Genomic DNA, 22,230 nt, shown 5'->3' with positions numbered 1-22,230 from the left:
GTCATTTCCCCGTCATTGCAGGCCGCATTCACAACCAAACCCGTCCCGACAGACATGTCGGGCGGATTGGGCTGTACGTAACGGCGGCGAAAGACTCAGGCTGGCTGCGCGGCCTTGAGGATGGTCAGCACTTGCTGAACGCTCTGGGCGGCATCCAGCCCCAGGCTGGTCAGGTAGCCACCATCGGGCTGGTCGGTGAGTTGCTTGTCGTACAGGCGGCGGGCTGCGGCCACCAGGGCAGGGGCAGCGTTGCTGTGGACCTTGATGCCTTCCTGGTGGGAATCCAGGTTGAACAGGGCGAGGACTTCCAGTTCAGCGATCAGTTCGGGGGTAAAGGACATGGGGACTCCTGACTTCCAGACAAGGACGGAGGCACCGTGATCGGTGCCTGATCCTGGAGTGTAGTCAGGCTTCGTCGTCGTCGCCTTGATCTGCTTCAGGTGGCAGCTCGGGCAAGGCGCGCAAGGCGTTCTCGTACCACTCGCCATTGAAGGGGCGGTCCTCGTCGAGCATGGCGTCGATCTCGATGGCCAGGACATGGGCCATGAGGTTGAGGATGTCCTCGCGTTCGTAGCCGACCAGGGTCAGTTTGTTGAATGTGGCCTTGGCTGCCGGCGGCTCGCCGCTTTCGATCTGGTTCTCGATGGCCTGGGTCAGGGTTGCCTCTACGAAGGCTTCCTCTTCGTTGTTGTCGATGTCGCTGGGCTCGCTCATGGCAGTGCTCCTAGAGTGGGATGCACAGTTTGCCATGCTTGCGCGGGCCATGCCTGGCCATCGATAGGGTCGATGATGCTGGTCAGAGCCTGGGGATGAGTCTATAAAAGCCGGGCCATCCCCACACGGCCTGGAGGCTGTAACAATGCTCAAGCTTCACGGATTCGCGGTCAGCAACTACTACAACATGGTCAAACTGGCCTTGCTGGAGAAAGGGCTGCCATTCGAAGAGGTGCTGTTCGTTCCCAATCAGACCCCGCAAGCCCTGGCGATCAGTCCCCGCGGCAAGGTACCGGTGCTCGAGACCGAGCACGGTTTTCTCAGCGAAACCACAGTGATCCTCGATTACATCGAGCAGACCCAGGGCGGTAAGCCGCTGTTGCCGGCAGATGCCTTCGCACAGGCCAAGGTGCGGGAGCTGGTCAAGGAAATCGAACTGTATATCGAGCTTCCGGCGCGGACCTGTTATTCCGAGGCTTTCTTCGGTATGGCCGTCGAGCCGCTGATCAAGGAGCGCGCCCGCACCGAGCTGCTGGCCGGTTTTGCCACGCTCAAGCGCAACGGCAAGTTTGCCCCTTACGTGGCAGGCGAAACGTTGACGCTGGCCGATCTGATGTTCTGCTTCTCGGTGGACCTGGCCTGCGCAGTGGGCAAGAAGGTGCTGAACGTCGATTTCCTGGCCGAGTTCCCCGAGGCCAAGGCATTGCTGGAGGTGCTGGGGGCGAACCCGCACATGGCGAAGATCGTGGCGGACAAGGAGGCGGCGATGCCGGCTTTCCTGGAGATGGTTCGCAGCAAGCGCTGAGAGAAGTAGCGGCCGTATGCGACCAAGAGGAGCGGGTTCATCACCCATCGTGCTGCAAGGCACCGGCTTTGCCGGTGTTCGCGGCGGTTCGGCACCTCGATGAACCCGCTCCCACTGAAATCACTAAAACGCTGGGGGCGTGAGTTCATCGAGGCGCCGAACTGCCGCGACTGAGGGCAAACCCTCGCGAAGCGGCTTAACGCGAAGCCAGCAGCGCCTTGCCGCGGGCCACGGCTGCACGCACTTGGGCCGGTGCGGTGCCGCCAATGTGGTTGCGCGCATTGACCGAGCCTTCCAGGGTCAGCACGGCGAAGACATCCTGCTCGATTTGATCGCTGAATTGGCGCAGTTCGTCCAGGCTCATCTCGGCCAGATCCTTGCCGGTGTCGACGCCATACTTCACCGCGTGACCGACGATCTCGTGGCAGTCACGGAACGGCAGGCCACGACGGACCAGGTAATCGGCGAGGTCCGTGGCAGTGGAGAAGCCGCGCAGGGCCGCTTCACGCATGATTGCGTGCTTGGGCTTGATCGCCGGAATCATGTCGGCGAAGGCGCGCAGGGAGTCGCGCAGGGTATCGGCGGCGTCGAACAGGGGCTCCTTGTCTTCCTGGTTGTCCTTGTTGTAGGCCAGCGGCTGGCCTTTCATCAGGGTCAGCAGGCCGGTCAGGGCGCCGAACACGCGGCCGCTCTTGCCACGCACCAGCTCCGGGACGTCCGGGTTCTTCTTTTGCGGCATGATCGAGCTGCCGGTGCAGAAGCGGTCGGGCAGGTCGATGAACTGGAACTGTGCGCTGGTCCACAGCACCAGCTCTTCGGAGAAGCGCGACAGGTGCATCATCGCCAGGCTCGCCGCGGCGCAGAATTCGATGGCGAAGTCGCGGTCCGAGACGCCATCCAGCGAATTGCCGGTGACGGCCTCGAAGCCCAGCAGCTTGCAGGTCAGCTCACGGTCGATCGGGTAGGTGGTGCCGGCCAGCGCGGCGCTGCCCAGCGGCATACGGTTGGTGCGCTTGCGGCAGTCGACCAGGCGCTCGTAGTCGCGGCTGAGCATCTCGAACCAGGCCAGCAGGTGATGACCGAAAGTCACCGGCTGCGCGGTCTGCAGGTGGGTGAAGCCGGGCATGATGGTCTCGGCTTCGCGCTCGGCCTGCTCCAGCAGGCCCTGCTGCAGGCGGGTGATCTCGGCCAGGATCAGGTCGATCTCGTCGCGCAGCCACAGGCGGATGTCGGTAGCCACCTGGTCGTTGCGGCTGCGGCCGGTGTGCAGCTTCTTGCCGGTGATGCCGATGCGGTCGGTCAGGCGGGCCTCGATGTTCATGTGCACGTCTTCCAGGTCGACGCGCCAGTCGAAGCTGCCCGCTTCGATCTCGCCCTGGATGGTCTTCAGGCCGTCGATGATGGCATCGCGCTCGGCGTCGGTGAGTACGCCGACCTGCGCCAGCATGGTGGCGTGGGCGATCGAACCCATGATGTCGTGGCGGTAGAGGCGCTTGTCGAAATCGACCGAGGCGGTGAAACGGGCGACGAAGGCGTCGACGGGCTCACTGAAGCGGCCGCCCCAGGACTGATTGGTCTTGTCGGTGCTCATGGATTCACTCGTTGAAGGCGTGAACGAAAAAGTGGCGCCGATCATAACAGGGTTGGAGCGCGCGCCGCAGGGCGCTGGTCGAGAGAAATCTCGCAAAGCCCAGGGTGAATCGGTGTGTGGGGATATTCAACGATTGAACGGCAGTGTTCCACGGACCGTCTACAGTTGGACAGAGGACTGGCGGCGAATCTGCCGGGCCAGTGAATCTTTGGCCGTCGCATCGGTCTAGAGCGTGACCGCGTGTCGGTCGCCCTACACCTTGTCTACGCTATACCCATGCGAGACTCACTCAGGAATCCAGCGTAATTATGAATGTCCTGATCGTTGATGACGAACCCCTGGCCCGTGAACGCCTGACCCGGATGCTTGGCGAGCTGGAGGGCTACACCGTGCTGGAGCCCAGTGCCACCAACGGCGAGGAGGCCCTGGCCTTGATCGACAGCCTCAAGCCTGATGTGGTGCTGTTGGACATCGGCATGCCTGGTCTGGATGGCCTTCAGGTGGCCGCCCGGCTGTGCGAGCGCGAAGCGCCACCGGCGGTGGTGTTCTGTACCGGTGACGACGAGTACGGAAGCCAGGCTTTCCGGGAAAGCACCCTCAGCCATGTGACCAAACCCATCCAGCCTCAGGCCCTGCGCGAAGCCTTGCGCAAGGCCGACAAACCCAACCGCGCCCAGCTCGCCGCGCTCACCCGCCCGGCCAATGAAGGCGGCGGCCCGCGCAGTCATATCAGTGCGCGGACCCGCAAGGGTATCGAGCTGATTCCCTTGCCCCAGGTGATCTATTTCATTGCCGACCACAAGTACGTGACCTTGCGCCACGAGGCCGGGGAGGTCTTGCTGGACGAGCCGCTCAAAGCCCTGGAGGACGAGTTCGGCGAGCGCTTCGTGCGCATCCACCGCAACGCCCTGGTCGCCCGGGAGCGTATCGAACGCCTGCAACGCACGCCGCTTGGGCACTTCCAGCTGTTCCTCAAAGGGCTCGACGGCGATGCGCTGACAGTCAGTCGCCGCCACGTGGCGGGTGTGCGCAAGATGATGCAGACGCTCTGAACCGGCGGATGTCGGCCAGGGAAGGCCGGGTGATGACCTGAATCTGCTAGGTGCGCTGGCGGAGCTGTTATCATCGGCGGCATTTCTCCTGGATCGGGGCGTTCCATGTCCACTCGTGAAATCCGCATTGCCACCCGTAAAAGTGCCCTGGCCCTGTGGCAGGCCGAATATGTCAAAGCCCGCCTGGAAGAGGCCCATCCTGGCCTGGTCGTGACCCTGGTGCCCATGGTCAGCCGCGGTGACAAGCTGCTCGACTCGCCATTGTCGAAGATCGGCGGCAAGGGCCTGTTCGTCAAGGAACTGGAAACCGCCCTGCTCGAGCACGAGGCCGATATCGCCGTGCATTCGATGAAGGACGTGCCCATGGACTTCCCTGAAGGCTTGGGCCTGTACTGCATCTGCGAGCGCGAAGATCCACGCGATGCGTTCGTATCCAATACCTTCGCCAGCCTCGATGCGCTGCCGGCCGGCAGTATCGTCGGTACCTCCAGCCTGCGCCGCCAGGCTCAGTTGCTCGCGCGACGCCCGGACCTGCAGATCCGCTTCCTGCGCGGCAACGTCAATACCCGCCTGGCCAAGCTCGATGCTGGCGAATACGACGCCATTATCCTCGCCGCAGCTGGCTTGATCCGCCTTGGTTTCGAAGACCGCATCAGTTCCACCATCAGCGTCGACGAGAGCCTGCCCGCCGGTGGCCAGGGCGCGGTGGGCATCGAATGCCGCAGTGCGGACCAGGCGATCCACGCCTTGCTGGCGCCGCTTCATCACACCGACACCGCCGATCGCGTGGTGGCCGAGCGGGCGCTGAACAAACGCCTGAACGGCGGTTGCCAGGTGCCGATCGCCTGCTACGCGGTACTTGAAGGCGAGCAACTGTGGCTGCGTGGCCTGGTCGGCCAGCCCAGCGGCGGCACGTTGCTGGTGGCCGAAGCCCGCGGCCCGCGTGGCCAGGCCGAGGCTTTGGGTGTGCAGGTCGCTGAAGATCTGCTTGGCCAGGGGGCCGAGGCCATCCTCAAGGAGGTCTACGGCGAGGCTGGGCACCCGTGAGCCCTTGGCGCCTGCTGCTGACCCGCCCCGAAGAGGAGTGCCAGGCGCTGGCGCAAAGCCTCGCGCAGGTAGGGATCGCCAGCAGCAGCCTGCCTTTGCTGACCATCGAACCGGTGGCGCTGCAGGCCGGGCAGCACCAATACCTGGCGGACTTGCACGGTTACCAGGTGATCATCGTGGTCAGCAAGCCAGCCGCGCGCTTGTTACTCGAGCAGTTGGGCCAGGCCGGCCTGCAGCCGCCGCGAGAAGGTTGGTTCACTGTGGGGGCGGCCACGGCGCAGGTGCTGCAGGCGCAGGGCTTGAAAGTTGACTTTTCGGCGCAAGGTGACGACAGCGAGGCCTTGCTCGCGCTACCGCACCTGCGCGAGGCTATGAACCGGGCCGCCACCCCTCGCGTTTTGATCGTGAGGGGCGTCGGAGGTCGCGAACTGCTGGCCGGGCGTCTCGCAGAGCAAGGTGCTAGTGTCGATTATCTGGAACTGTATCGACGCAACCTGCCGGTGTATCCGGCTGGCACCCTGCTGCGCCGCATCGAGGCGGAACGCCTGAATGGCCTGGTGGTCAGCAGTGGGCAGGGGCTGGAGCACCTGCTGCAGCTGGCGGGGGCCGACTGGCCACGCCTGGCGCGCCTGCCATTGTTCGTGCCGAGCCCGCGGGTAGCCGAACAAGCCAGGGCGTTGGGCGCCCAACAGATAGTGGATTGCCGTGGCGCCAATGCCGCGGCCTTGATGGCAGCCGTGCAGCGAACTACTGCACCTGCCGACTAAGGCGCTAAGCTCAATGCGACGCGCCCCCATGCAAAGGATGGATACGTGAGCGAAACTGTCTTGTCCAACAACGAACAACCCACGGCGTCCGATACGCCGGAATCCACCTCCGCCACGCCTGCCAAGCGCTCTGGCAACGGCCTGGCACTGTTGGCCCTGCTGCTCGGCGCGGCAGGGGTCGCCGTCGGTGGCTGGGGTGTCTGGCAGGTCCGTCAGCTGCAAGGCAGCGAGCAGGGCCAGGGCCAGCATCTGCAGGCCCTGAACGAGCGCACCGAGGCGTTGCAACAACGCGAGCAGCAGATCAGCGCGCAACTGGCCACCCTGCCGGCGGCCAGCGAGCTGGAGGACCGCCGTCGTCTGGTGGCACAGTTGCAGGGCGACCAGCAACGCCTCAACCAGCGTCTGGAAACCATTCTGGGCGAGAGCCGCAAGGAATGGCGCCTGGCCGAGGCCGAGCACCTGCTGCGCCTGGCGACACTGCGTCTTTCTGCGCTGCAGGACATCGCCAGCGCCAAGGCCCTGGTCGAAGGGGCGGACGAGATTCTTCGCGAGCAAAGCGACCCTGGGGCATTCGCTGCCCGAGAACAACTGGCGCGCAGCCTGGCCACCCTGAACAGCACCGAGCAGCCGGACCGCACCGGTCTGTTCCTCAAGCTGGCAGCCCAGCGCGAGCTGGTCCAGCAGCTCAGTGCACAATCGCCTGAGTTCGAAACCAAGGCCGATGCCCTGGGCGCCCTGACGGCCGATGGCGATGGCGCCAGCCGCCTCTCCCAATGGTGGGCGGAGATTTCCAAGTACTTCCAGATCGAGTTCAACGCCGACGAGAACGTGCGGCCGCTGTTGTCCGGACAATCGCTCAACCAGCTGCGTCTGGCGCTGAGTCTGACCATCGAGCAGGCACAATGGGCGGCGCTCAACGGCCAAGCGAAGGTCTATACACAGGCCTTGGACGATGCCCGCAGCGTATTGCTGGCCAATTTCAACGCCGACAACCCGCAGAGCAAGGCCATGCTCGCCAGCCTCAACGAACTGGCCGAACAGCCGGTCTCGGTGGTCACTCCTGACCTGTCCGAGAGCCTGGCCGCGGTGCAGGCGTACATCCAGCGTCGCCACCTGCCAGCGGAAGCCGAAGGGGGCAAGCCATGAAGCGCGTCTACCTGCTGGCGGTGCTGGCGATCGTGATAGCCGCGGCACTGGGCATCGCAGTCGCCAAGCACAGTGGCTATGTATTGGTCGCCTACGGTGGGTTCCGCTACCAGTCCGGACTGTGGGCGGCCTTGGCAGCGCTGGTCGCCATTGTCGTGGTGCTCTGGCTGGTGCGTTACTTGATCGGTCTGGTGCTGACTTCGAGCGGTGTGGTCAACCCCTGGTCGCGGCGCAACCGCAGCCGTCGTACACGCATCGCTATCGAGCAGGGGCAACTGGACCTTGCCGAAGGCCGTTGGGCGAGTGCCCAGCGCCACCTGCACCGCGCTGCCGAGGCCGAGCGCCAGCCATTGCTTTACTACCTTGGCGCGGCCCGAGCCGCCAATGAGCTGGGGCGTGTCGAAGACAGCGACAGTCTGCTCGAGCGCGCCCTGGAGCGTCAGCCCCAGGCCGAGTTGGCCATCGCCCTGACCCATGCGCAATTGCAGATGGATCGCGGCGACATTGGCGGTGCCCATGAAACCCTGCTGGCCATGCAGGAGCGTCACCCTCACAACAACCAGGTGCTGCGCCTGTTGTACCGCCTGCATCTGGAGCAAGGTGACTGGTCGGCGTTGATCCGTCTGCTGCCGGAGCTGCGCAAAGGCAAAGTGCTGCCGGCCAAGGAACTCGCCGAGCTGGAGCAACGCGCCTGGGGTCAGAACCTCGGCCTGGCGGCGACCCGCGGCGAAGATGCCCAAGCTGCCCGCCAAGCCTTGGAGCGGGCCTGGCAACAGCTTACGGCGGCCCAGCGCCAAGAGGCGCAATTGGTATCGGCCTACGCTGAGCAGCTGCGCCAGCTCGGTGCCCAGGGCGAAGCCGAACAGGTGCTGCGCACGGCGCTCAAGCGCCAATACGAAAGCCACCTGGCCCGTCTGTATGGGCTGGTGCGCGGCGACGATCCGGCCCGACAGCTGCAAACGGCCGAAGGCTGGCTCAAGGACCACCCGCAGGACCCAAGCCTGCTGCTCACCCTGGGCCGTCTGAGCCTGCAGAACCGACTGTGGGGCAAGGCCCGGGACTACCTCGAAAGCAGCCTGCGTATGGAGCGCAATCCGGAAGCCTGTGCTGAGCTGGCCCGGCTGTTGGCCGGGCTGGGTGAGACCGAACGCAGTAATCAGTTATTCCAGGAGGGGCTGGGCCTGCTGGACGAGCGACTCTTGGCTTTGCCACTGCCCGAGGGCGTGCGAGCCTGACCGAACCAGGTACCCACGCCGAGCCGTGGGTACCTGGCGCTGTAACTTCTCCTGTTAGGTTGGCGGCATTTACGCTAACTCTCTTCGGAAATCTCCTACTCGAAGTTGCAGACTTTCCTTTTTCAATCAGGGAGTTGTCTCTCCTGTAGCGCCTTGAAACAAAGCGCCTCTTTCCACTACCGTTCCGGGCTACTTCATTTTGATCCGGGACCTTCTCGCTCATGCTGCCGGCCCGCTTGCGCACCTTTTTTCTGATTGGCGGTTTCGCCTCGGCGGCGGTCCTGCTTGCCTCGTTCTGTCTCGAAAACACCCTTGGCCTGGTGCCGTGCTCCCTGTGTTTCAGTCAGCGATTGCTGCTTGGGTTGTACGCATGGGTGTGTATGTGTGCGGTGTTGCATTCGCCGGGCATGGTCGGCAAGCGCAACTATGCGGTGCTGGCGCTGGGTTGTTCGTTGAGTGGGGCGCTCCTGGCATCCAGGCATGTCTGGTTGCAAGGGGCGGGGCTGACGGTCGATGCCTGCCAGATGCCGTTCGCGTGGATGCTGGAGCAGTCGTGGGAGCAGGCGTTGAAGATGCTGGTACTGGGTGGCCCCGACTGCACCTCGCTGACCTGGAGCTTCGTTGACCTGACCTTGCCCGAGTGGAGTCTGCTGGCGTTCCTGTCTTTGTCGGCCCTTCCGCTGAGCTGGTTGCTGGGCTACCGCATGCGCCAACTCGGCAAAGGTTGATCCACGACAAATGTCATGGGATCGCACGACCAGCGGTGTCCTGCCAGGGTATTAAACGCTTGTATGAACTTTGTCCACTGCGTACCTTGAAGCCCAGCACGTGCGGGAATAATCTCGCAGCACGCTTACCGAAAACACAACTGCTCGATGCCGTCCTGCTGATGTCACCTTTGTGCCGCGGTATTAGCGCACGAGGTGCAGCGGCATCTACCCAGAAGGGAAGAGATCGCCATGCTCGATAGTTGTCAGAACGCTCAGGAACGCTGGGGTGGGGTTCACAAGCTGATCGACCGTTGGCTCCAGGAACGAGCGGAGCTGGTCCAGGCCTTTCGCGCCTTGCGCGACGCCAAACCGGCCTTCGCCGACAAAGACAAAAACCGTGATTTTTGCGCGGTGCTCGTCGACTACGTTTCGGCGTGGCATTTCGAAGTGAGTGAGCAACTGGTCACCGAGGCCAAGGCGTTCGGTGACGAGGGTGCGCTGCAGCTCGCCGAGCAGATCAACCCGCGAATCAACGACATCACCCAGATTGCACTGGCCTTTAACGACCATTGCGAAAAGGGCGAGTGCAAGGACCCCGAGCGCTTCTCCAAGAAATTGGGCGAACTCGGCAGCCTGTTGCACGAGCGCTTCGAACTCGAGGACTGCCTGATCGAGGTACTGCACAACGCGCACAAGGAAGAGGGCGCGGTGCAGGCCTGAGGGCAGGCGTCAGTCGGCCACCGCCAGCAGTTCGATTTCAAAGACCAAGGGGGTGTAGGGCGCGATCAGGTCGCCCGCACCTTCGGCTCCATAGGCTTGTGCCGACGGGATCACCAGGCGCCACTTCGCCCCTGCCTTCATGTGCGGCAATGCCACTTGCCAGCCTTCGATCACCGAGTCCAGGTTGAACCATTGGGGCTGCTGGTTCTGGTCGAACACCGAGCCGTCCGGCAGCTTTCCTACGTAGCGTACCTGGACCTTGCCACCGGCTTTGGGTGAGTTGCCCGTACCGCTTGCCAGCTCGCTGTAAAGAATGCCTTCTGGCAGCTCGTGGACACCTGCCCGCGCCCGCTCGTTAGCCAGGAAGCGTTTCTCCGCTGCCAGGCTTTTATCAATCTGGGCCTGTTCGGCGGCCGCGCTGGCTTGTTCTTCGTGTTGCTGGAGAATGGCTTGCATGCGCGGCTTGTCGAGCTTCAGTGGCTGGCCCTGGTAGGCCTGGCGCAGGCCCTCGACCAAAGCGTCGAGCTCAAGGCCGGGCACTTCGTCACGCAGGCGTTCACCCAGGCTGGCGCCAAGGCTGTACGCCAGGTCGTGGTTGGAGGGGGATGCTTCAGGGTTGGCCCAGGCCAAAGGCGCTGTCAGGCACAGGCCGAGAATAAGATAACGAGGCACGGTCAACTCCTGCTGCGATGAGCGCAAAGTATGCCAGCCTTGTTGGCCAAAGATGTGTAAATATCAGCAACACTTTATTGGGCAACTACACTTGCACCGAGCTGCAAGATGACAACTTTGCCCAGGCATGCAACGCGGCGTTCATAATACTGTCCACATGCCCTAGCGGCGGTAGCAGCAGAAGCATAGTATGAGCCGCAATCTCGTCAGCCAGGAGGTAAACCATGTCGGCCAAGAAGAAGCCAGTCAGTACGCCGTTGCACCTGCTCCAGCAACTTTCGGGTAGTCTGCTCGAACATTTGGAAGATGCCTGCTCGCAAGCGCTGGCGGATGCCGAGAAACTGCTGGCCAAGTTGGAGAAACAGCGCGGCAAAGCCCAGGAAAAACTGCACAACGCACGCCTGAAGTTGCAGGACGCCGCCAAGGCCGGTAAAGCCAAGGCTCAGAACAAGGCACATAAAGTGTCCGCTGAACTTGAGGAGTTGCTCGACTCGCTCAAGGAGCGTCAGGCGCAGACTCGCACTTATATTCAACAACTTAAACGTGACGCTCAGGAAAGCCTGAAACTTGCCCAGGGTGTTGGCAAAGTGCGCGAGGCTGCCAGCAAGGCGCTCGACCAGCGCGCGTCGGCCGCTAAGGCACCTGCCAAGCCGGCAGTGACTAAAGCCGTTGCCCGTCCGGCTGCCAAGGCGACTGCAAAACCAGCCGCAAAACCCACCGCCAAAACCGCCGCTGCCAAGACCGCAGCCGCCAAGCCCGCTGCCAAGGCGCCGGTGAAAGCCGCTGCCAAGCCTGCGGCCAAGGCCCCGGTGAAAGCCGCTGCCAAGACTGCGGCCAAGGCCCCGGCGAAAGCCGCTGCCAAGCCTGCAGCCAAGGCCCCAGCCAAAGCCGCCGCCAAGCCGACTGCCGCCAAACCTGCCGTCGCCAAGCCTGCAGCCAAGCCCGCCGCAGCCAAACCGGCCGCAGCCAAGGCGACTACCGCCAAACCAGCCGCAACCAAGACCACGGCTGCCAAGCCTGCTGCGCGTAAGGCCCCGGCCAAACCAGCTGCGGCCAAGCCTGCCGCCAGCAAGCCAGCAGAAGCCAAGCCTGCCGCACCGGTGACCAGCAGCCCTGCGCCAGCGACCAACTCGGCAGCGCCTGCCGCCGCGTCGCCAGCACCGGCCAGCACCCCGGCTCAGTCGGCGCCGTCGGCCTCCTGACGCCCATTGGCCACGGCGCGCAGCTGATTCAGCGCGTCGTGGCCACGGGCTTGCTCGGGCACCAGCCATTGCAGCCAATCGCCTGGCGGGCCTTTCGGGTCCGCAGGCCATTGCCCCGCACACGCCTGCAAACGCGCCAGCAACGTGCGCTCCGCTTCCAGCTCCAATCCCTTCACCTGCTCGCGCAGCGACGCCAACTGCGCATCGCCTTGCGCCGCTTCGCGCCATTGTTGGCGCAGCACGCGCAGGGGAGCTATGACCTGTTGCTGCCATGGGCCGGCAATGGCTTGTAGCGCAGCCGCGCGCATCGCATCGGGTGCGACACGGCGGGCCTGTAGCCAAGTCCCGCAAAGCAGCAGACAGACATCCGCGCCTGCCCCTTGCAGTGCAAGGCAGGCCGCTTCGACCCCGGGCTGGCGATACAGCGCCAAGGCGTGATTCCACAATTCGTTCTGCATGTTCGGACTCGCCAGTGGTCAACGTGGCCTGTGTGCCCAGAAGGGAAGCTGATAGACTCCGCGACCATCATGATCAGACTATCGAATCTCACTTTACAGCGTGGTCCGCAGCGCTTGCTAGAAGGCGCCGAGATGACCCTGCACGCCGGTCACAAGGCCGGCCTGATCGGCGCCAACGGTGCCGGAAAATCCAGCCTGTTCGCCTTGCTGCGCGGCGAGCTATCGCCCGATGCAGGCGACTGCCAACTGCCTGGCGATTGGCGCATCGCCCACATGCGCCAGGAGGTCGACACCCTTGATCGCCTGGCGGTGGACTATGTGCTCGACGGCGACGTACGCCTGCGCAAGATCCAGGCTGACCTGGCTGTCGCCGAGGCAGCCCACGATGGCACCGCCGTAGCGCGTCTGCACAGTGAGCTCGACAGCGCCGACGGTTACACCGCCGATGCCCGCGCGCGCAAGCTGCTGGCAGGTCTGGGCTTCACCACCGAGCAGATGGACCGGCGCGTCGGCGACTTCTCCGGCGGTTGGCGGATGCGCCTGAACCTGGCACAGGCCCTGATGTGCCCATCCGATCTGCTGCTGCTCGACGAGCCCACCAACCACTTGGACCTGGACGCCATCCTCTGGCTGGAGGACTGGCTCAAGGGCTATCCCGGCACGCTGCTGCTGATTTCCCACGACCGCGACTTCCTGGATGCGGTGGTCGACCATGTGCTGCATGTCGAGCAGCGCAAGCTCAACCTCTACAAAGGTGGCTACAGCGCCTTCGAACGCACCCGTGCCGAGCGTCTGGCACAGCAGCAACAGGCCTATGAGAAGCAGCAGGCCCGCCGCGCGCACATGGAAAAGTACATCGCGCGCTTCCGCGCCCAGGCCACCAAGGCCCGTCAGGCGCAGAGCCGGATCAAGGCCCTGGAGCGCATGGAGGAGCTGTCTGCCGCCCATGTGGACTCGCCGTTCGACTTCGTTTTCCGCGAGTCGGAGAAAATCTCCAACCCGCTGCTGGACCTTTCCGAAGGCCGTCTGGGCTATGGCGACAAGGCCATCCTGGAGAAGGTCAAGCTGCAGCTGGCGCCCGGTGCACGCATCGGCCTGCTGGGCCCTAACGGCGCCGGCAAGTCGACCCTGATCAAGAACCTCGCTGGTGAGCTCGAACCCATCGCCGGGCGCCTGGTGCGGGGTGAGAACCTGGCGGTGGGCTACTTCGCCCAGCACCAGCTCGACTCCCTGGACGACAAGGCCAGCCCCCTACTGCACTTGCAGCGCATTGCGCCGGCCGAACGTGAGCAGACCCTGCGTGACTTCCTCGGTGGGTTCGATTTCCACGGCAACCGCGTCGACGAGCCGGTGGTGAACTTCTCCGGCGGCGAAAAGGCGCGCCTGGCCCTGGCGTTGATCGCCTGGGAGCGTCCGAACCTGCTGTTGCTCGATGAGCCGACCAACCACCTGGACTTGGAGATGCGCCTGGCCCTGACCATGGCCCTGCAGGAGTTCAGCGGCGCGGTGGTGGTGGTTTCCCACGACCGTCACCTGCTCAAGAGCACCACCAACGACTTCCTGCTGGTGGCCGATGGCAAGGTCGAAGCCTTCGACGGTGACCTGGACGACTACAGCCGGTGGTTGATCGACTATCGCCAACGCAGTGCGCCGGTCAGCAATGCCCCGGCCAACCCAGACAAGACCGACAAGAAGGCCCAGCGTCAGGCCGCCGCCGCGTTGCGTCAGCAACTGGCACCGCACAAGCGCGCCGCCGAGAAGCTCGAGGCCGAGCTGAACCAAGTGCATGGGCAATTGGCCGAGATCGAGACGGCGTTGGGCGATGGTGGTCTGTACGAGGCGTCCCGCAAGGACGAACTGCGTGACTTGTTGGCGCGTCAGACCAAGCTCAAGCAGCGCGAGGGCGAGCTGGAAGAAGCCTGGATGCAAGCGCTGGAAACCCTCGAGGCCATGCAAGCCGAGCTGGAGGCGTTGTCCTGATGGAGGAACTGCGCTCGCTGCTGCCAGGGCAATGGATGGACGCGTTCTGGCTTGGGCTGCAGATCCTGCTGATCCTGATCGCCGCGTTCATCTTGCAGCGTGTGATCGCTCGTGGGCTGAGTCGGCTGGGTAACCGCTATCCGCTGCCACCCGAGCTGCTGGTGCCGGTGCGTGGCGGTCTGCGCTGGCTGATCATGGGCAGTGCGCTGTTGTTCGTGCTCGAGCGTCTGGGCGTTTCGGCCACGGTGCTGTGGACGGCGCTGTCAGGCTTTGTCGCGGTGGCGGCGGTGGCGTTCTTCGCCATCTGGAGCGTGCTCTCCAACCTGCTGTGCGCGGTGCTGATCTTCACCGTCGGACCGTTCCGTATCGGTGATGTGGTCGAGCTGGTGGACACCCTCGACAAGCCGGGGGTCAAGGGCCGGGTGATTGCCATCAACCTGTTGTACACCACGCTGATGGAAACGCCCGAGGCGGGCGGGGCGCTGGTGCAGGTGCCGAACAGTCAGTTCTTCCAGAAAGCCGTGCGCCGGTGGCGTGGGACCGAAGCGGCTACGGTGTCGAAGGGCGAGCCGGTCGAAGCGGATTGACGCGTTGGACCGTGTTGGTGTCTTTGTGGGGATGATAGAAGCCACGAAATATCGCTGGTGATTTTTTCACCAACCCCTTAGCTTTACGTTTTGCAAGATATGTCAGAGCGAGGTGTGCGATGTCGATGGAAACCTGGTTGGCCTTCTTTGCCGCGTGCTGGGTAATCAGCCTGTCGCCGGGTGCCGGGGCCATCGCCTCGATGTCCAGCGGGCTGCAGTACGGGTTCTGGCGTGGCTACTGGAATGCCCTGGGCCTGCAACTGGGCCTGATCGTGCAGATCGCCGTGATCGCCGCCGGTGTGGGCGCCATCCTTGCCGCCTCGGCCACCGCCTTCCAGCTCATCAAATGGTTCGGCGTCGCTTACCTTGTGTACCTGGCCTACAAACAGTGGCGCGCCTTGCCCATGGACATGAATGACACCTCGGGCGTGCGGCCTATCGGCAAGCCGATGAGCCTGGTGTTCCGCGGTTTCCTGGTCAACGTCAGCAACCCCAAGGCACTGGTGTTCATGCTCGCGGTGTTGCCGCAATTCATCAATCCGCATGCGCCGCTGGTACCCCAGTACCTGGCCATCACCGGCACCATGATCACCGTGGACATGCTGGTCATGGCCGGCTACACCGGCCTGGCGGCCCGCGTACTGCGGTTGCTGCGCACGCCAAAGCAGCAAAAGCGCATGAACCGCACGTTTGCCGGCCTGTTCATCGGTGCGGCGGCGTTTCTGGCGACCTTGCGCCGCGCGCCGGTCTGAACCGTTCGCAGCCCCCACAGGCTTGGCTTCGAGCCGGTGGGGGCTGCAGTGAGGATCAACGGGGCTTATCGACCAACCCCTTGAGCAAGTCCACCGGCAGCGGAAACACGATGGTCGAGCTCTTGTCCCCGGCAATCGCCCCCAGCGTCTGCATGTAGCGCAACTGCATCGCCCCTGGCTCCTTGCTCAACATCTGCGCCGCCTGCATCAGCTTCTCCGAGGCCTGCAGTTCACCTTCGGCGTGGATCACTTTGGCCCGCCGTTCACGCTCGGCTTCGGCCTGACGGGCGATGGCCCGAACCATCGATTCATTGAGGTCAACGTGCTTGATCTCGACGTTGGCCACCTTGATGCCCCACGCATCGGTCTGCGCGTCGAGCACTTGGCGTATGTCCAAGTTGAGCTGCTCACGCTCGGCCAGCAGTTCGTCCAGCTCATGCTTGCCGAGTACCGCGCGCAGGGTGGTCTGGGCCAGCTGGCTGGTGGCGCTGAGAAAGTCTTCCACCTGGATGATCGCCTTCTGCGGGTCGAGCACGCGAAAGTACAACACGGCATTGACCTTGACCGAGACGTTGTCGCGGGTGATCACGTCCTGGGGCGGCACGTCGAGTACCACGGTGCGCAGATCGACCCGCACCATCTGCTGGATCCCCGGGATCAGGATGATCAAGCCCGGCCCTTTGACCTGCCAGAAGCGCCCCAGTTGGAACACCACGCCCCGCTCGTACTCGCGCAGGATGCGCAGGGCCGACAGCAACAGCAGGCCGATGACCGCCAGCAAGGCGCCAAAACCGAATTGAACGAACATCTTCACTCTCCTTGCGCGCAGGGCGCGGTGGCACTGACCTCCAGCATCACGCCATGGCGGGCCGTCACGCGCACATGTTGGCCAGGCTGCAGCGGGGTCGCGCACTGGACTTGCCATTGTTCGCCCTGGGCCTGCACAGAGCCGCAGAACGGATTGTCTGCCACCACCTGGGTCACCGTGACCAAGCTGCCCACCAGCCCGGCATCGCCACTGACCAAGGCGCGTCGCCTGGCCTTGATGGCCATGCCCAAGACGCCGCCGAGCAACAGTGCCGAGACCGCCGCCAAGGCGACGATCAGCCCCAGAGGAATGCCGAAGCCCGGTGCGTCGGTGTCCATGAGAATCACCGCGCCGACCACGAACGCGACGATGCCGCCGAAGCCGACCACACCGAAGCTCGGCAAGAACGCCTCGGCGACCATGAAGGTCACGCCCAGTAGGATCAGCGCTACCCCCGCATAGCTCACCGGCAGCAACTGCATGGCGTACAGGGCCAGCAGCAGGCAGATGCCACCGATCACACCGCCGACGCCGGAGCCCGGGTTCATGAACTCGAACAGCAAGCCATAGATCCCGATCATGATCAGGATGAGCGCCACGCTGGGATTGGTGATCACTGCTAGCAGTCGGGTGCGCCAGTCCGGCAGGTGTTCGACGATGGCGGCGCCGGCGGTGTGTAACTGGCGCGGCTGGCCGGCAGCGATGAAGGTCTTGCCGTCCAGTTGCTTCAACAGGTCCGGGAGGTCATCGGCCAATTGGTCGATGACTTTGATGCGCACCGCCTCGCTGGCCGACAGGCTGACCGCCTCGCGCACGGCCTTCTCTGCCCACTCGGCGTTGCGCCCACGCAGCAGGGCCAGACCGCGAATGTACGCGGCGGCATCATTGACCTGCTTGCGCGCCAGGGTGTCGTCTTCGCGCAGCGCGTTGGGCTCAGGTTTGCCCGGCGGTGCCGCCCCGATCTGCACAGGCGTGGCGGCGCCCAGATTGGTGCTTGGCGCCATGGCGGCCACGTGGCTGGCATAGAGGATATAGGTGCCGGCGCTGGCTGCCCGGGCCCCGCTGGGGGCGACGAAGCTGGCCACGGGCACGGGGCTTGCGAGAATCGCCTTGATGATCTGGCGCATGGCGCTGTCCAGCCCGCCCGGGGTGTCCAGGCGGATCACCACCAGTTGTGCGTTTTGTGCCTGTGCCTGTTCCAGGCCGCGTACCAGGTAGTCGGCAGTGGCTGGGCCGATGGCATCGTCGACATCCAGCAACCAGACGCTGGCACCGGGCGCTGCAAAGCCACTCGGAACCATGCCGAGCACGAGCATCAGCAGCAGCCAGCGCCAGCCGCGAGCGATCACCTGTCGTCACCTTGTCCGGGCCTGTCACCGAAGTTTAGTCGTACCCGCCGGACCTCGGCCTAAACTTCCTAGATGGGGGTAAACCGGAGGTGCATCATGCGTATGGCCAAAACCCTGCAGCAGCGCCTGGACAAGGCCAACTGCGACTACGACATCATTCCCCATCCTCACTCGGCCACGAGCCTGGAATCGGCGCGCACGGCCGGCGTACCTGCCGAGCGGGTCGCCAAGTCGGTGATGCTCGATGACCGGCATGGCAACTACATCATGGCCGTGCTACCGGCCAACCGCCATCTGGACATGAGCAAGGTGCGTATGTCCGGCGCCTGGCAACTGACCCGTGAAAGCGGCCTGCCGAGTCTGTTCGGCGACTGCGAGCGCGGCGCTGTGCCAGCCCTGGGCGATGCCTATGACATAAAAATGCTGCTCGACCCGAGCCTTACCCGCCAGGGTGATGTCTATCTGGAGGCGGGGGATCACGATCACCTGATCCACATGAGCATGGAGCAATACCTCAAGCTGGTTCCCCGCGCCGAAGTGCGCGAACTGTGCTGATGATCATCAACCCACTGCCGGGCCGGCGTCGTGGACGGCCGCCCGGCCCGAGGAGGCACCATGGAAGCACCGAACCATCCATTCGCCGAACTGTTCAAGCAACTGGGGCTGGCGGACGATGCCGAGAGCATCGACAAGTTCATCACCACGCATTCACCACTCAAGAACGAGATCAAACTGGTGGATGCGCCGTTCTGGACCGAGGCCCAGCGGGCCTTTCTCAAGGAGAGCGTGATAGAGGATGCCGATTGGGCCGTGCCGTTCGATCAACTCAACGAGGCCTTGCGTCGCCCCCGCAAATAAAGCGCCGAGCGGCACCTGATGGGTGAATTGGCCGTTGCTATGCTCAGGTAAAACAACAGGGGATAGCGCGATGAAAGATCCCTACGCATCAGGCTTCTGGTGCTCCGTGACGATCCTGGGCACGCTGACGGCCGGTTACTTCTACGGCATCCGCCACGTCCACTCCATGGACCACGCGCTGCAGTTCATGTATGCCGCCGCCGCCATCACGGCGGCGGTGGCGCTTTGCGCTCTGGCCTGGAGCGCCTGGCAACAGTTGCGCTTGAACAAGCGCGAGGTGATCCAGGGGCATACGTTGGTGACCATCTGGAACACCAAGGTCGCCCTGCGTCGGGTCGAGACGGTTTTCGATCGCTATTTCTGGGGTAGCTACTGGCATTCAGGGCGGACCTTCGAAGAGGTCATGGGTGAGCTCAAGGGCACACCCCTGGAGCAGAGTCTGGACGCGCTCAAGCGTCAGTGCCGGGAACTGGACCGCGAGATCCGTGACCATCAACACCGCTGGTTGGCCAACGCCCGCGACCTTTCCAGCGTAGCCACGGCCATGGCGCGCGAGCGCTATCAGCTGGACCTGTGCGACCCCCAGGGCCGCGATGGCGGCAATACCGCGGTGCTCAATCGGGACCTTGAGGTGTTGGTGTACACCTGGTCAGCGCGCCTGCGCAGCTTCGACCACCAGTTGGACGAGCTGGAGCGCGCATACCACTAGCGTCTGGGAGCCAAGCGCCATGGAGCCGCTGCGACGGGAGCACAGCAGCCCTGAGAACCGGACGGACGAGTGCGGCCACTCAGCAGGTATCAATCACCGCGGATGTACTGCTCCAACTGCATGATGAGATTGGCCTGTTCGGCGATGGTTTCCTTGACCAAGTCGCCGATCGACAGCAGGCCGAGCAACTCGCCGTTGCTCACCACCGGCAGATGGCGCAGGTGCCGGTCGGTCATCAGGTTCATGCAGTACTCCAGGCTCTGCCTGGGCTCGACCGTGACCACCGGCGCACTCATGATCTCGCGCACTGGCGTCGCCGCCGATGAGCGCCCCTTGAGCACCAGCTTGCGGGCGTAGTCGCGCTCACTGACGATCCCCACCACTTGGTTGTTTTCCACCACCGGCAAGGCACCGACGTTCTTCTCCGCCAGCAGCTTCAGGGCGTCGAGCACCGAGTCGTCAGGGCCGATGGTGTAGACGGTCTGATGCTGGGACTTGGTCTTGAGGATTTGTTCGACGTTCTTCATACGGGCCTCTGCGGGGTGAAAACCGATGTGTCGGAATAACTAAAGCATCCGGCACGCCAGCCTGCACGGCAATGCAGGAAACGGCATGGACTCGATTGAAAAACGTCATGTGATCTTTAAAAGGCCTGCTCGCGCGCATCTGTAACAGGCCAGCACAGCGATGGACCGCACAGCGGCCCCAGGCTCAATAGGATCAAGGCATTCAAGACAGCCGCTCCCACAAGGCCTTGGATGGACAATGTGGGAGTGGGCAACCGGCACGGCTTGCAGAATGCCGATCAGAGTTTGGGCATCTGTCCAATCCGCGCGATCATCTCACTGACGATCTGCAGATCCAGCATGAACTGCTCCACGGTCTTGAACTCGTTGTCGTTGTGCCCGGTGTACTTCACGTTGGGCATCGCCAGGCCGAACTGCACGCCGTTAGGCAGGTCATGCACCGAGGTGGCGCCAGCAGAGGTGCCGAACTCGTGAGGCAGGCCCAGGTTCTGGCTGGCCACATCCAGCAGGGCCTTGACCCATTCACCCTCGGGGTTGCGGTACATCGGCTCGTCGAGGCTGTACTCGAAGGCCACCGAGGTGTGGCTGCCGCGCGCCCAGGTGCCCAGCTTGTCGGCCAGCTCGTCCTTGAGGGTGGGCAGCGGCTTGCCTTTGGGGATGCGCAGGTTCACCGCAAGCTTGAGGGCTTTCTGGTCGAGCCCGACGTAGGTCAGCGAGGCGGTCAGCGGCCCCATGAACTTGTCTTCGAAGTTCACGCCCAGCTGTTTGCCCAGGTAGTCCAGCCCCCAGTTGTCTGCCGCATAGCGCGCCACATCGGTGATGTGGTTTTGCTTGAGGGGCACTTGGTTGCCCAGGCCATTGAGGAAGACGAGCATCCGCGAAACCGGGTTGACGCCCGATTCAGGCTCCGAAGAGTGGGCCGAGACACCGGTCACTGTGAGGATCACTTCCTTGCCGGCCACCTTGGCGTCGATGGTGAAGTCGCCACCGTTGCGCTTGACGTACTCGGCGCCTGCCTTGTTCAGGGCATCGGCCAGGGCGGCGGGATTGTCGCCGAGCAGGGTCGCCACCGAAGTGGTGGGGATCTGGTTGGTGGCCAGGCCGCCGGTGAGTGTGGTGACTTCCGCGCCCGTGCCGGTGGCCGGACGCCGATGGAAGCTCGCCATAACGGTGCCATAGCCTTTTTCGGCGATCACCACTGGATAGCCGCCATCGAGCGCCAGGTTGTAGTTGGGCACCGGGTTGCGGGCGAAATAGTAGGGGATGGCATCACCGCTGGTTTCTTCAGTGGTGTCCACCAGCAGCTTGAACTGCCGGGCCAGCGGCAGTTTTTCGTCCTTGGCCACCTTGAGCGCGTACAGCGCCACGACGATGCCGTTCTTGTCGTCCTCGGTGCCACGCCCGTACATGCGGTCCCCTACCAGGGTCACCTTGAACGGGTCCAGGCGCGTGCCGTCTTCGAGTTTCCAGTTATCCGGGTTCACCGGCACCACATCGGCGTGGGCGTGGATACCGACGACTTCCTTGTCGTTGTCGCCCAGGGAGATTTCATAGACCCGGTTGTCGATGTTGCGGAACTTCAGACCGAAGCCCTCGGCCAGGGTCTTGATCTTTTCGGCGATTTTGAGGAACTGCGGATTCTCGTGCTGCGGAACGCCCTCGACCTGGAAGGTCGGAATGGCCACCAGCTCGCGCAGGGTTTCGGTGGCTGCCTTGCCGTATTTGATCCGGGTGTACAGGCCGAGCAGTCGGTTGATCTCGTTTTGCTGATCAGCGTTGAGCGGCTTGCCGGCCAGGTAGGTGGTCAGCGTTTCGTTCAGCGTGTCGGCCTTGGCCAGGTGGCTGTCGTTGAGCTTGCCGATGAACTGTTTGAAGTCCGTTGGTTCCTGGCCTTCGAAGGCCGTGAGAATGGCACTGGACTGCTGCACGGAGAGGTTGGCCTGGGCCTGGAGGCTGTAAAAACCAATGCCGGCCAGCAACAGCGTCGTGGCAGCGAGTTTTCTGAGATACATGGATGTCGCACTCCTTCGCGAATCGTGAATGTCCGTGCAGGGCGCACGTGGATGCTCACGCTAACATCAATGACTTGGAGGCGGGAGGGTGTCACAGCAACGAAAAGGCCCAGGTCGTGATCTGGGCCTTTGTGAGTTGGGGCCTGCGTAATCAGAGCCCGTTGGGCAAGAACCGCGTAGCGCCACTGACATCGTCGATTTTCTTGATACGAAAAGCCTTGATGCAGGTTTCGTTGCGGGTGTTGCTGTCCGGGCAATATTGCTTGACGAAGTCGCCAAAATCCATGTCCTGGCCGTTGACGCTCAGGACGCGTTTGAAATACTCGCCCTGGATGCCCTGTGCCTGACGCGAGTCGGTCATCGCTTGATCGACGACCAGCCGACCATGCAGGTCGACGGTGGGGAACTCGGCTTCTTCTTTCAGACAGCCGCTCAGCAGCAGGCCCGCTGCGGCCAGCGTGATCAGTCGTAGCATGGTGTGATCTCTGCAGTAGGCGCCCCGATGCTGCACCGGGGGCTCCTATGAATG

Annotated in this window: 25 protein-coding genes; 15 read left to right on the top strand and 10 right to left on the bottom strand. The window is 63.5% G+C overall.

What is annotated here, in order from left to right:
• Nucleotides 1-95 precede the first annotated feature (95 nt).
• Nucleotides 96-341, bottom strand: coding sequence for a TIGR02647 family protein (locus DQ397_RS09195; RefSeq protein WP_043213401.1), 246 nt, complete (start codon nt 339-341; stop codon nt 96-98).
• A 64-nt stretch (nt 342-405) separates the two neighbouring features.
• Complete coding sequence (locus DQ397_RS09190) at nt 406-714, bottom strand: hypothetical protein (protein ID WP_043213398.1); 309 nt, start codon at nt 712-714, stop codon at nt 406-408.
• Nucleotides 715-859: 145 nt separating this feature from the next.
• On the opposite strand from DQ397_RS09190, the gene DQ397_RS09185 reads away from it, so the two are divergent.
• Entirely contained in the window at nt 860-1,519 is a 660-nt protein-coding gene (locus DQ397_RS09185) for a glutathione S-transferase (RefSeq protein ID WP_043213397.1), read from the top strand.
• Between the two features lie 196 nt (nt 1,520-1,715).
• On the opposite strand, the gene argH is transcribed toward DQ397_RS09185, so the two are convergent.
• A complete protein-coding gene (argH, locus tag DQ397_RS09180) occupies nt 1,716-3,110 on the bottom strand; it encodes an argininosuccinate lyase (RefSeq protein ID WP_043213396.1) in 1,395 nt (464 codons plus the stop codon).
• Between the two features lie 308 nt (nt 3,111-3,418).
• Here argH and DQ397_RS09175 point away from each other — a divergent pair, with 308 nt between their 5' ends.
• The 7 genes from DQ397_RS09175 (at nt 3,419) to DQ397_RS09150 (ending at nt 9,787) form a co-directional block, all read left to right on the top strand.
• Nucleotides 3,419-4,162: a LytTR family DNA-binding domain-containing protein gene (locus DQ397_RS09175; protein WP_043213393.1), complete on the top strand. Its 744-nt coding sequence runs from the start codon at nt 3,419-3,421 to the stop codon at nt 4,160-4,162.
• A 105-nt stretch (nt 4,163-4,267) separates the two neighbouring features.
• Nucleotides 4,268-5,209 (top strand): hydroxymethylbilane synthase, encoded by a 942-nt coding sequence (hemC, locus tag DQ397_RS09170; protein ID WP_043213392.1) that lies wholly within the window; start codon nt 4,268-4,270, stop codon nt 5,207-5,209.
• Nucleotides 5,206-5,976, top strand: coding sequence for a uroporphyrinogen-III synthase (locus DQ397_RS24715; protein ID WP_043213390.1), 771 nt, complete (start codon nt 5,206-5,208; stop codon nt 5,974-5,976). The genes hemC and DQ397_RS24715 overlap by 4 nt, the downstream gene beginning before the upstream one ends.
• A gap of 45 nt (nt 5,977-6,021) precedes the next feature.
• The gene (locus tag DQ397_RS24710; protein ID WP_043213388.1) at nt 6,022-7,122 is read left to right on the top strand and encodes a uroporphyrinogen-III C-methyltransferase; all 1,101 of its coding nucleotides are present in this window, start codon (nt 6,022-6,024) and stop codon (nt 7,120-7,122) included.
• Nucleotides 7,119-8,357: a heme biosynthesis HemY N-terminal domain-containing protein gene (locus DQ397_RS09160; protein WP_043213386.1), complete on the top strand. Its 1,239-nt coding sequence runs from the start codon at nt 7,119-7,121 to the stop codon at nt 8,355-8,357. The genes DQ397_RS24710 and DQ397_RS09160 overlap by 4 nt, the downstream gene beginning before the upstream one ends.
• A 221-nt stretch (nt 8,358-8,578) precedes the next feature.
• On the top strand, nt 8,579-9,085 hold the full coding sequence (locus DQ397_RS09155; RefSeq protein WP_043213384.1) for a disulfide bond formation protein B: 507 nt from the start codon (nt 8,579-8,581) through the stop codon (nt 9,083-9,085).
• 231 nt (nt 9,086-9,316) lie between these two features.
• The gene (locus tag DQ397_RS09150; protein WP_043213381.1) at nt 9,317-9,787 is read left to right on the top strand and encodes an Rsd/AlgQ family anti-sigma factor; all 471 of its coding nucleotides are present in this window, start codon (nt 9,317-9,319) and stop codon (nt 9,785-9,787) included.
• A 9-nt stretch (nt 9,788-9,796) separates the two neighbouring features.
• On the opposite strand, the gene DQ397_RS09145 is transcribed toward DQ397_RS09150, so the two are convergent.
• Nucleotides 9,797-10,459, bottom strand: coding sequence for an FKBP-type peptidyl-prolyl cis-trans isomerase (locus DQ397_RS09145; protein WP_043213379.1), 663 nt, complete (start codon nt 10,457-10,459; stop codon nt 9,797-9,799).
• A 224-nt stretch (nt 10,460-10,683) separates the two neighbouring features.
• On the opposite strand from DQ397_RS09145, the gene DQ397_RS09140 reads away from it, so the two are divergent.
• On the top strand, nt 10,684-11,661 hold the full coding sequence (locus DQ397_RS09140; protein WP_148921532.1) for an AlgP family protein: 978 nt from the start codon (nt 10,684-10,686) through the stop codon (nt 11,659-11,661).
• Here the strand turns inward: DQ397_RS09140 and DQ397_RS09135 are convergent.
• Complete coding sequence (locus DQ397_RS09135; RefSeq protein ID WP_043208187.1) at nt 11,637-12,119, bottom strand: TIGR02444 family protein; 483 nt, start codon at nt 12,117-12,119, stop codon at nt 11,637-11,639. The genes DQ397_RS09140 and DQ397_RS09135 overlap by 25 nt on opposite strands.
• Before the next feature lie 69 nt (nt 12,120-12,188).
• Here DQ397_RS09135 and DQ397_RS09130 point away from each other — a divergent pair, with 69 nt between their 5' ends.
• The 3 genes from DQ397_RS09130 (at nt 12,189) to DQ397_RS09120 (ending at nt 15,438) form a co-directional block, all read left to right on the top strand.
• The gene (locus tag DQ397_RS09130) at nt 12,189-14,099 is read left to right on the top strand and encodes an ATP-binding cassette domain-containing protein (RefSeq protein WP_043208189.1); all 1,911 of its coding nucleotides are present in this window, start codon (nt 12,189-12,191) and stop codon (nt 14,097-14,099) included.
• Nucleotides 14,099-14,686: a mechanosensitive ion channel family protein gene (locus tag DQ397_RS09125; RefSeq protein ID WP_043208192.1), complete on the top strand. Its 588-nt coding sequence runs from the start codon at nt 14,099-14,101 to the stop codon at nt 14,684-14,686. The genes DQ397_RS09130 and DQ397_RS09125 overlap by 1 nt, the downstream gene beginning before the upstream one ends.
• 119 nt (nt 14,687-14,805) lie before the next feature.
• Nucleotides 14,806-15,438, top strand: coding sequence for a LysE family transporter (locus tag DQ397_RS09120; protein ID WP_043208194.1), 633 nt, complete (start codon nt 14,806-14,808; stop codon nt 15,436-15,438).
• A 55-nt stretch (nt 15,439-15,493) separates the two neighbouring features.
• On the opposite strand, the gene DQ397_RS09115 is transcribed toward DQ397_RS09120, so the two are convergent.
• Together DQ397_RS09115 and DQ397_RS09110 are read right to left on the bottom strand one after the other, a co-directional pair.
• Nucleotides 15,494-16,246, bottom strand: a complete 753-nt coding sequence (locus DQ397_RS09115) for a slipin family protein (RefSeq protein WP_043208196.1) — start codon at nt 16,244-16,246, stop codon at nt 15,494-15,496.
• Between the two features lie 2 nt (nt 16,247-16,248).
• Nucleotides 16,249-17,595, bottom strand: a complete 1,347-nt coding sequence (locus DQ397_RS09110) for a nodulation protein NfeD (protein WP_043208198.1) — start codon at nt 17,593-17,595, stop codon at nt 16,249-16,251.
• Nucleotides 17,596-17,691: 96 nt separating this feature from the next.
• Between DQ397_RS09110 and DQ397_RS09105 the strand changes: the two genes are divergently transcribed.
• From DQ397_RS09105 to DQ397_RS09095, 3 genes are all read left to right on the top strand, one after another.
• Nucleotides 17,692-18,150 carry an aminoacyl-tRNA deacylase gene (locus DQ397_RS09105; RefSeq protein ID WP_043208200.1) on the top strand — a complete coding sequence of 153 codons (459 nt, stop codon included), beginning with the start codon at nt 17,692-17,694 and terminating at the stop codon, nt 18,148-18,150.
• A gap of 60 nt (nt 18,151-18,210) precedes the next feature.
• Nucleotides 18,211-18,453 carry a DUF2789 domain-containing protein gene (locus DQ397_RS09100; RefSeq protein ID WP_043208202.1) on the top strand — a complete coding sequence of 81 codons (243 nt, stop codon included), beginning with the start codon at nt 18,211-18,213 and terminating at the stop codon, nt 18,451-18,453.
• Between the two features lie 70 nt (nt 18,454-18,523).
• A complete protein-coding gene (locus DQ397_RS09095) occupies nt 18,524-19,162 on the top strand; it encodes a hypothetical protein (RefSeq protein ID WP_043208204.1) in 639 nt (212 codons plus the stop codon).
• Between the two features lie 89 nt (nt 19,163-19,251).
• On the opposite strand, the gene DQ397_RS09090 is transcribed toward DQ397_RS09095, so the two are convergent.
• From DQ397_RS09090 to DQ397_RS09080, 3 genes are all read right to left on the bottom strand, one after another.
• Nucleotides 19,252-19,689 carry a CBS domain-containing protein gene (locus tag DQ397_RS09090; protein WP_043208206.1) on the bottom strand — a complete coding sequence of 146 codons (438 nt, stop codon included), beginning with the start codon at nt 19,687-19,689 and terminating at the stop codon, nt 19,252-19,254.
• A 278-nt stretch (nt 19,690-19,967) separates the two neighbouring features.
• Nucleotides 19,968-21,701, bottom strand: coding sequence for a dipeptidase (locus DQ397_RS09085; protein WP_043208208.1), 1,734 nt, complete (start codon nt 21,699-21,701; stop codon nt 19,968-19,970).
• 151 nt (nt 21,702-21,852) lie between these two features.
• On the bottom strand, nt 21,853-22,176 hold the full coding sequence (locus tag DQ397_RS09080; protein WP_043208210.1) for a hypothetical protein: 324 nt from the start codon (nt 22,174-22,176) through the stop codon (nt 21,853-21,855).
• Nucleotides 22,177-22,230: the final 54 nt, after the last annotated feature.

Source organism: Pseudomonas sp. CK-NBRI-02, from assembly GCF_008124495.1.
Lineage (GTDB): Bacteria > Pseudomonadota > Gammaproteobacteria > Pseudomonadales > Pseudomonadaceae > Aquipseudomonas > Aquipseudomonas guariconensis.
This window is presented reverse-complemented; position numbering and strand designations above follow the sequence as displayed.

Bases quoted from the DNA above. Each gene is read 5' to 3' on its own strand.
- DQ397_RS09195 (WP_043213401.1), bottom strand. From the start codon at position 341: ATGTCCTTTACCCCCGAACTGATCGCTGAACTGGAAGTCCTCGCCCTG.
- DQ397_RS09190 (WP_043213398.1), bottom strand. From the start codon at position 714: ATGAGCGAGCCCAGCGACATCGACAACAACGAAGAGGAAGCCTTCGTA.
- DQ397_RS09185 (WP_043213397.1), top strand. From the start codon at position 860: ATGCTCAAGCTTCACGGATTCGCGGTCAGCAACTACTACAACATGGTC.
- argH (WP_043213396.1), bottom strand. From the start codon at position 3,110: ATGAGCACCGACAAGACCAATCAGTCCTGGGGCGGCCGCTTCAGTGAG.
- DQ397_RS09175 (WP_043213393.1), top strand. From the start codon at position 3,419: ATGAATGTCCTGATCGTTGATGACGAACCCCTGGCCCGTGAACGCCTG.
- hemC (WP_043213392.1), top strand. From the start codon at position 4,268: ATGTCCACTCGTGAAATCCGCATTGCCACCCGTAAAAGTGCCCTGGCC.
- DQ397_RS09160 (WP_043213386.1), top strand. From the start codon at position 7,119: ATGAAGCGCGTCTACCTGCTGGCGGTGCTGGCGATCGTGATAGCCGCG.
- DQ397_RS09155 (WP_043213384.1), top strand. From the start codon at position 8,579: ATGCTGCCGGCCCGCTTGCGCACCTTTTTTCTGATTGGCGGTTTCGCC.
- DQ397_RS09150 (WP_043213381.1), top strand. From the start codon at position 9,317: ATGCTCGATAGTTGTCAGAACGCTCAGGAACGCTGGGGTGGGGTTCAC.
- DQ397_RS09140 (WP_148921532.1), top strand. From the start codon at position 10,684: ATGTCGGCCAAGAAGAAGCCAGTCAGTACGCCGTTGCACCTGCTCCAG.
- DQ397_RS09135 (WP_043208187.1), bottom strand. From the start codon at position 12,119: ATGCAGAACGAATTGTGGAATCACGCCTTGGCGCTGTATCGCCAGCCC.
- DQ397_RS09130 (WP_043208189.1), top strand. From the start codon at position 12,189: ATGATCAGACTATCGAATCTCACTTTACAGCGTGGTCCGCAGCGCTTG.
- DQ397_RS09125 (WP_043208192.1), top strand. From the start codon at position 14,099: ATGGAGGAACTGCGCTCGCTGCTGCCAGGGCAATGGATGGACGCGTTC.
- DQ397_RS09120 (WP_043208194.1), top strand. From the start codon at position 14,806: ATGTCGATGGAAACCTGGTTGGCCTTCTTTGCCGCGTGCTGGGTAATC.
- DQ397_RS09115 (WP_043208196.1), bottom strand. From the start codon at position 16,246: ATGTTCGTTCAATTCGGTTTTGGCGCCTTGCTGGCGGTCATCGGCCTG.
- DQ397_RS09105 (WP_043208200.1), top strand. From the start codon at position 17,692: ATGCGTATGGCCAAAACCCTGCAGCAGCGCCTGGACAAGGCCAACTGC.
- DQ397_RS09100 (WP_043208202.1), top strand. From the start codon at position 18,211: ATGGAAGCACCGAACCATCCATTCGCCGAACTGTTCAAGCAACTGGGG.
- DQ397_RS09095 (WP_043208204.1), top strand. From the start codon at position 18,524: ATGAAAGATCCCTACGCATCAGGCTTCTGGTGCTCCGTGACGATCCTG.
- DQ397_RS09090 (WP_043208206.1), bottom strand. From the start codon at position 19,689: ATGAAGAACGTCGAACAAATCCTCAAGACCAAGTCCCAGCATCAGACC.
- DQ397_RS09085 (WP_043208208.1), bottom strand. From the start codon at position 21,701: ATGTATCTCAGAAAACTCGCTGCCACGACGCTGTTGCTGGCCGGCATT.
- DQ397_RS09080 (WP_043208210.1), bottom strand. From the start codon at position 22,176: ATGCTACGACTGATCACGCTGGCCGCAGCGGGCCTGCTGCTGAGCGGC.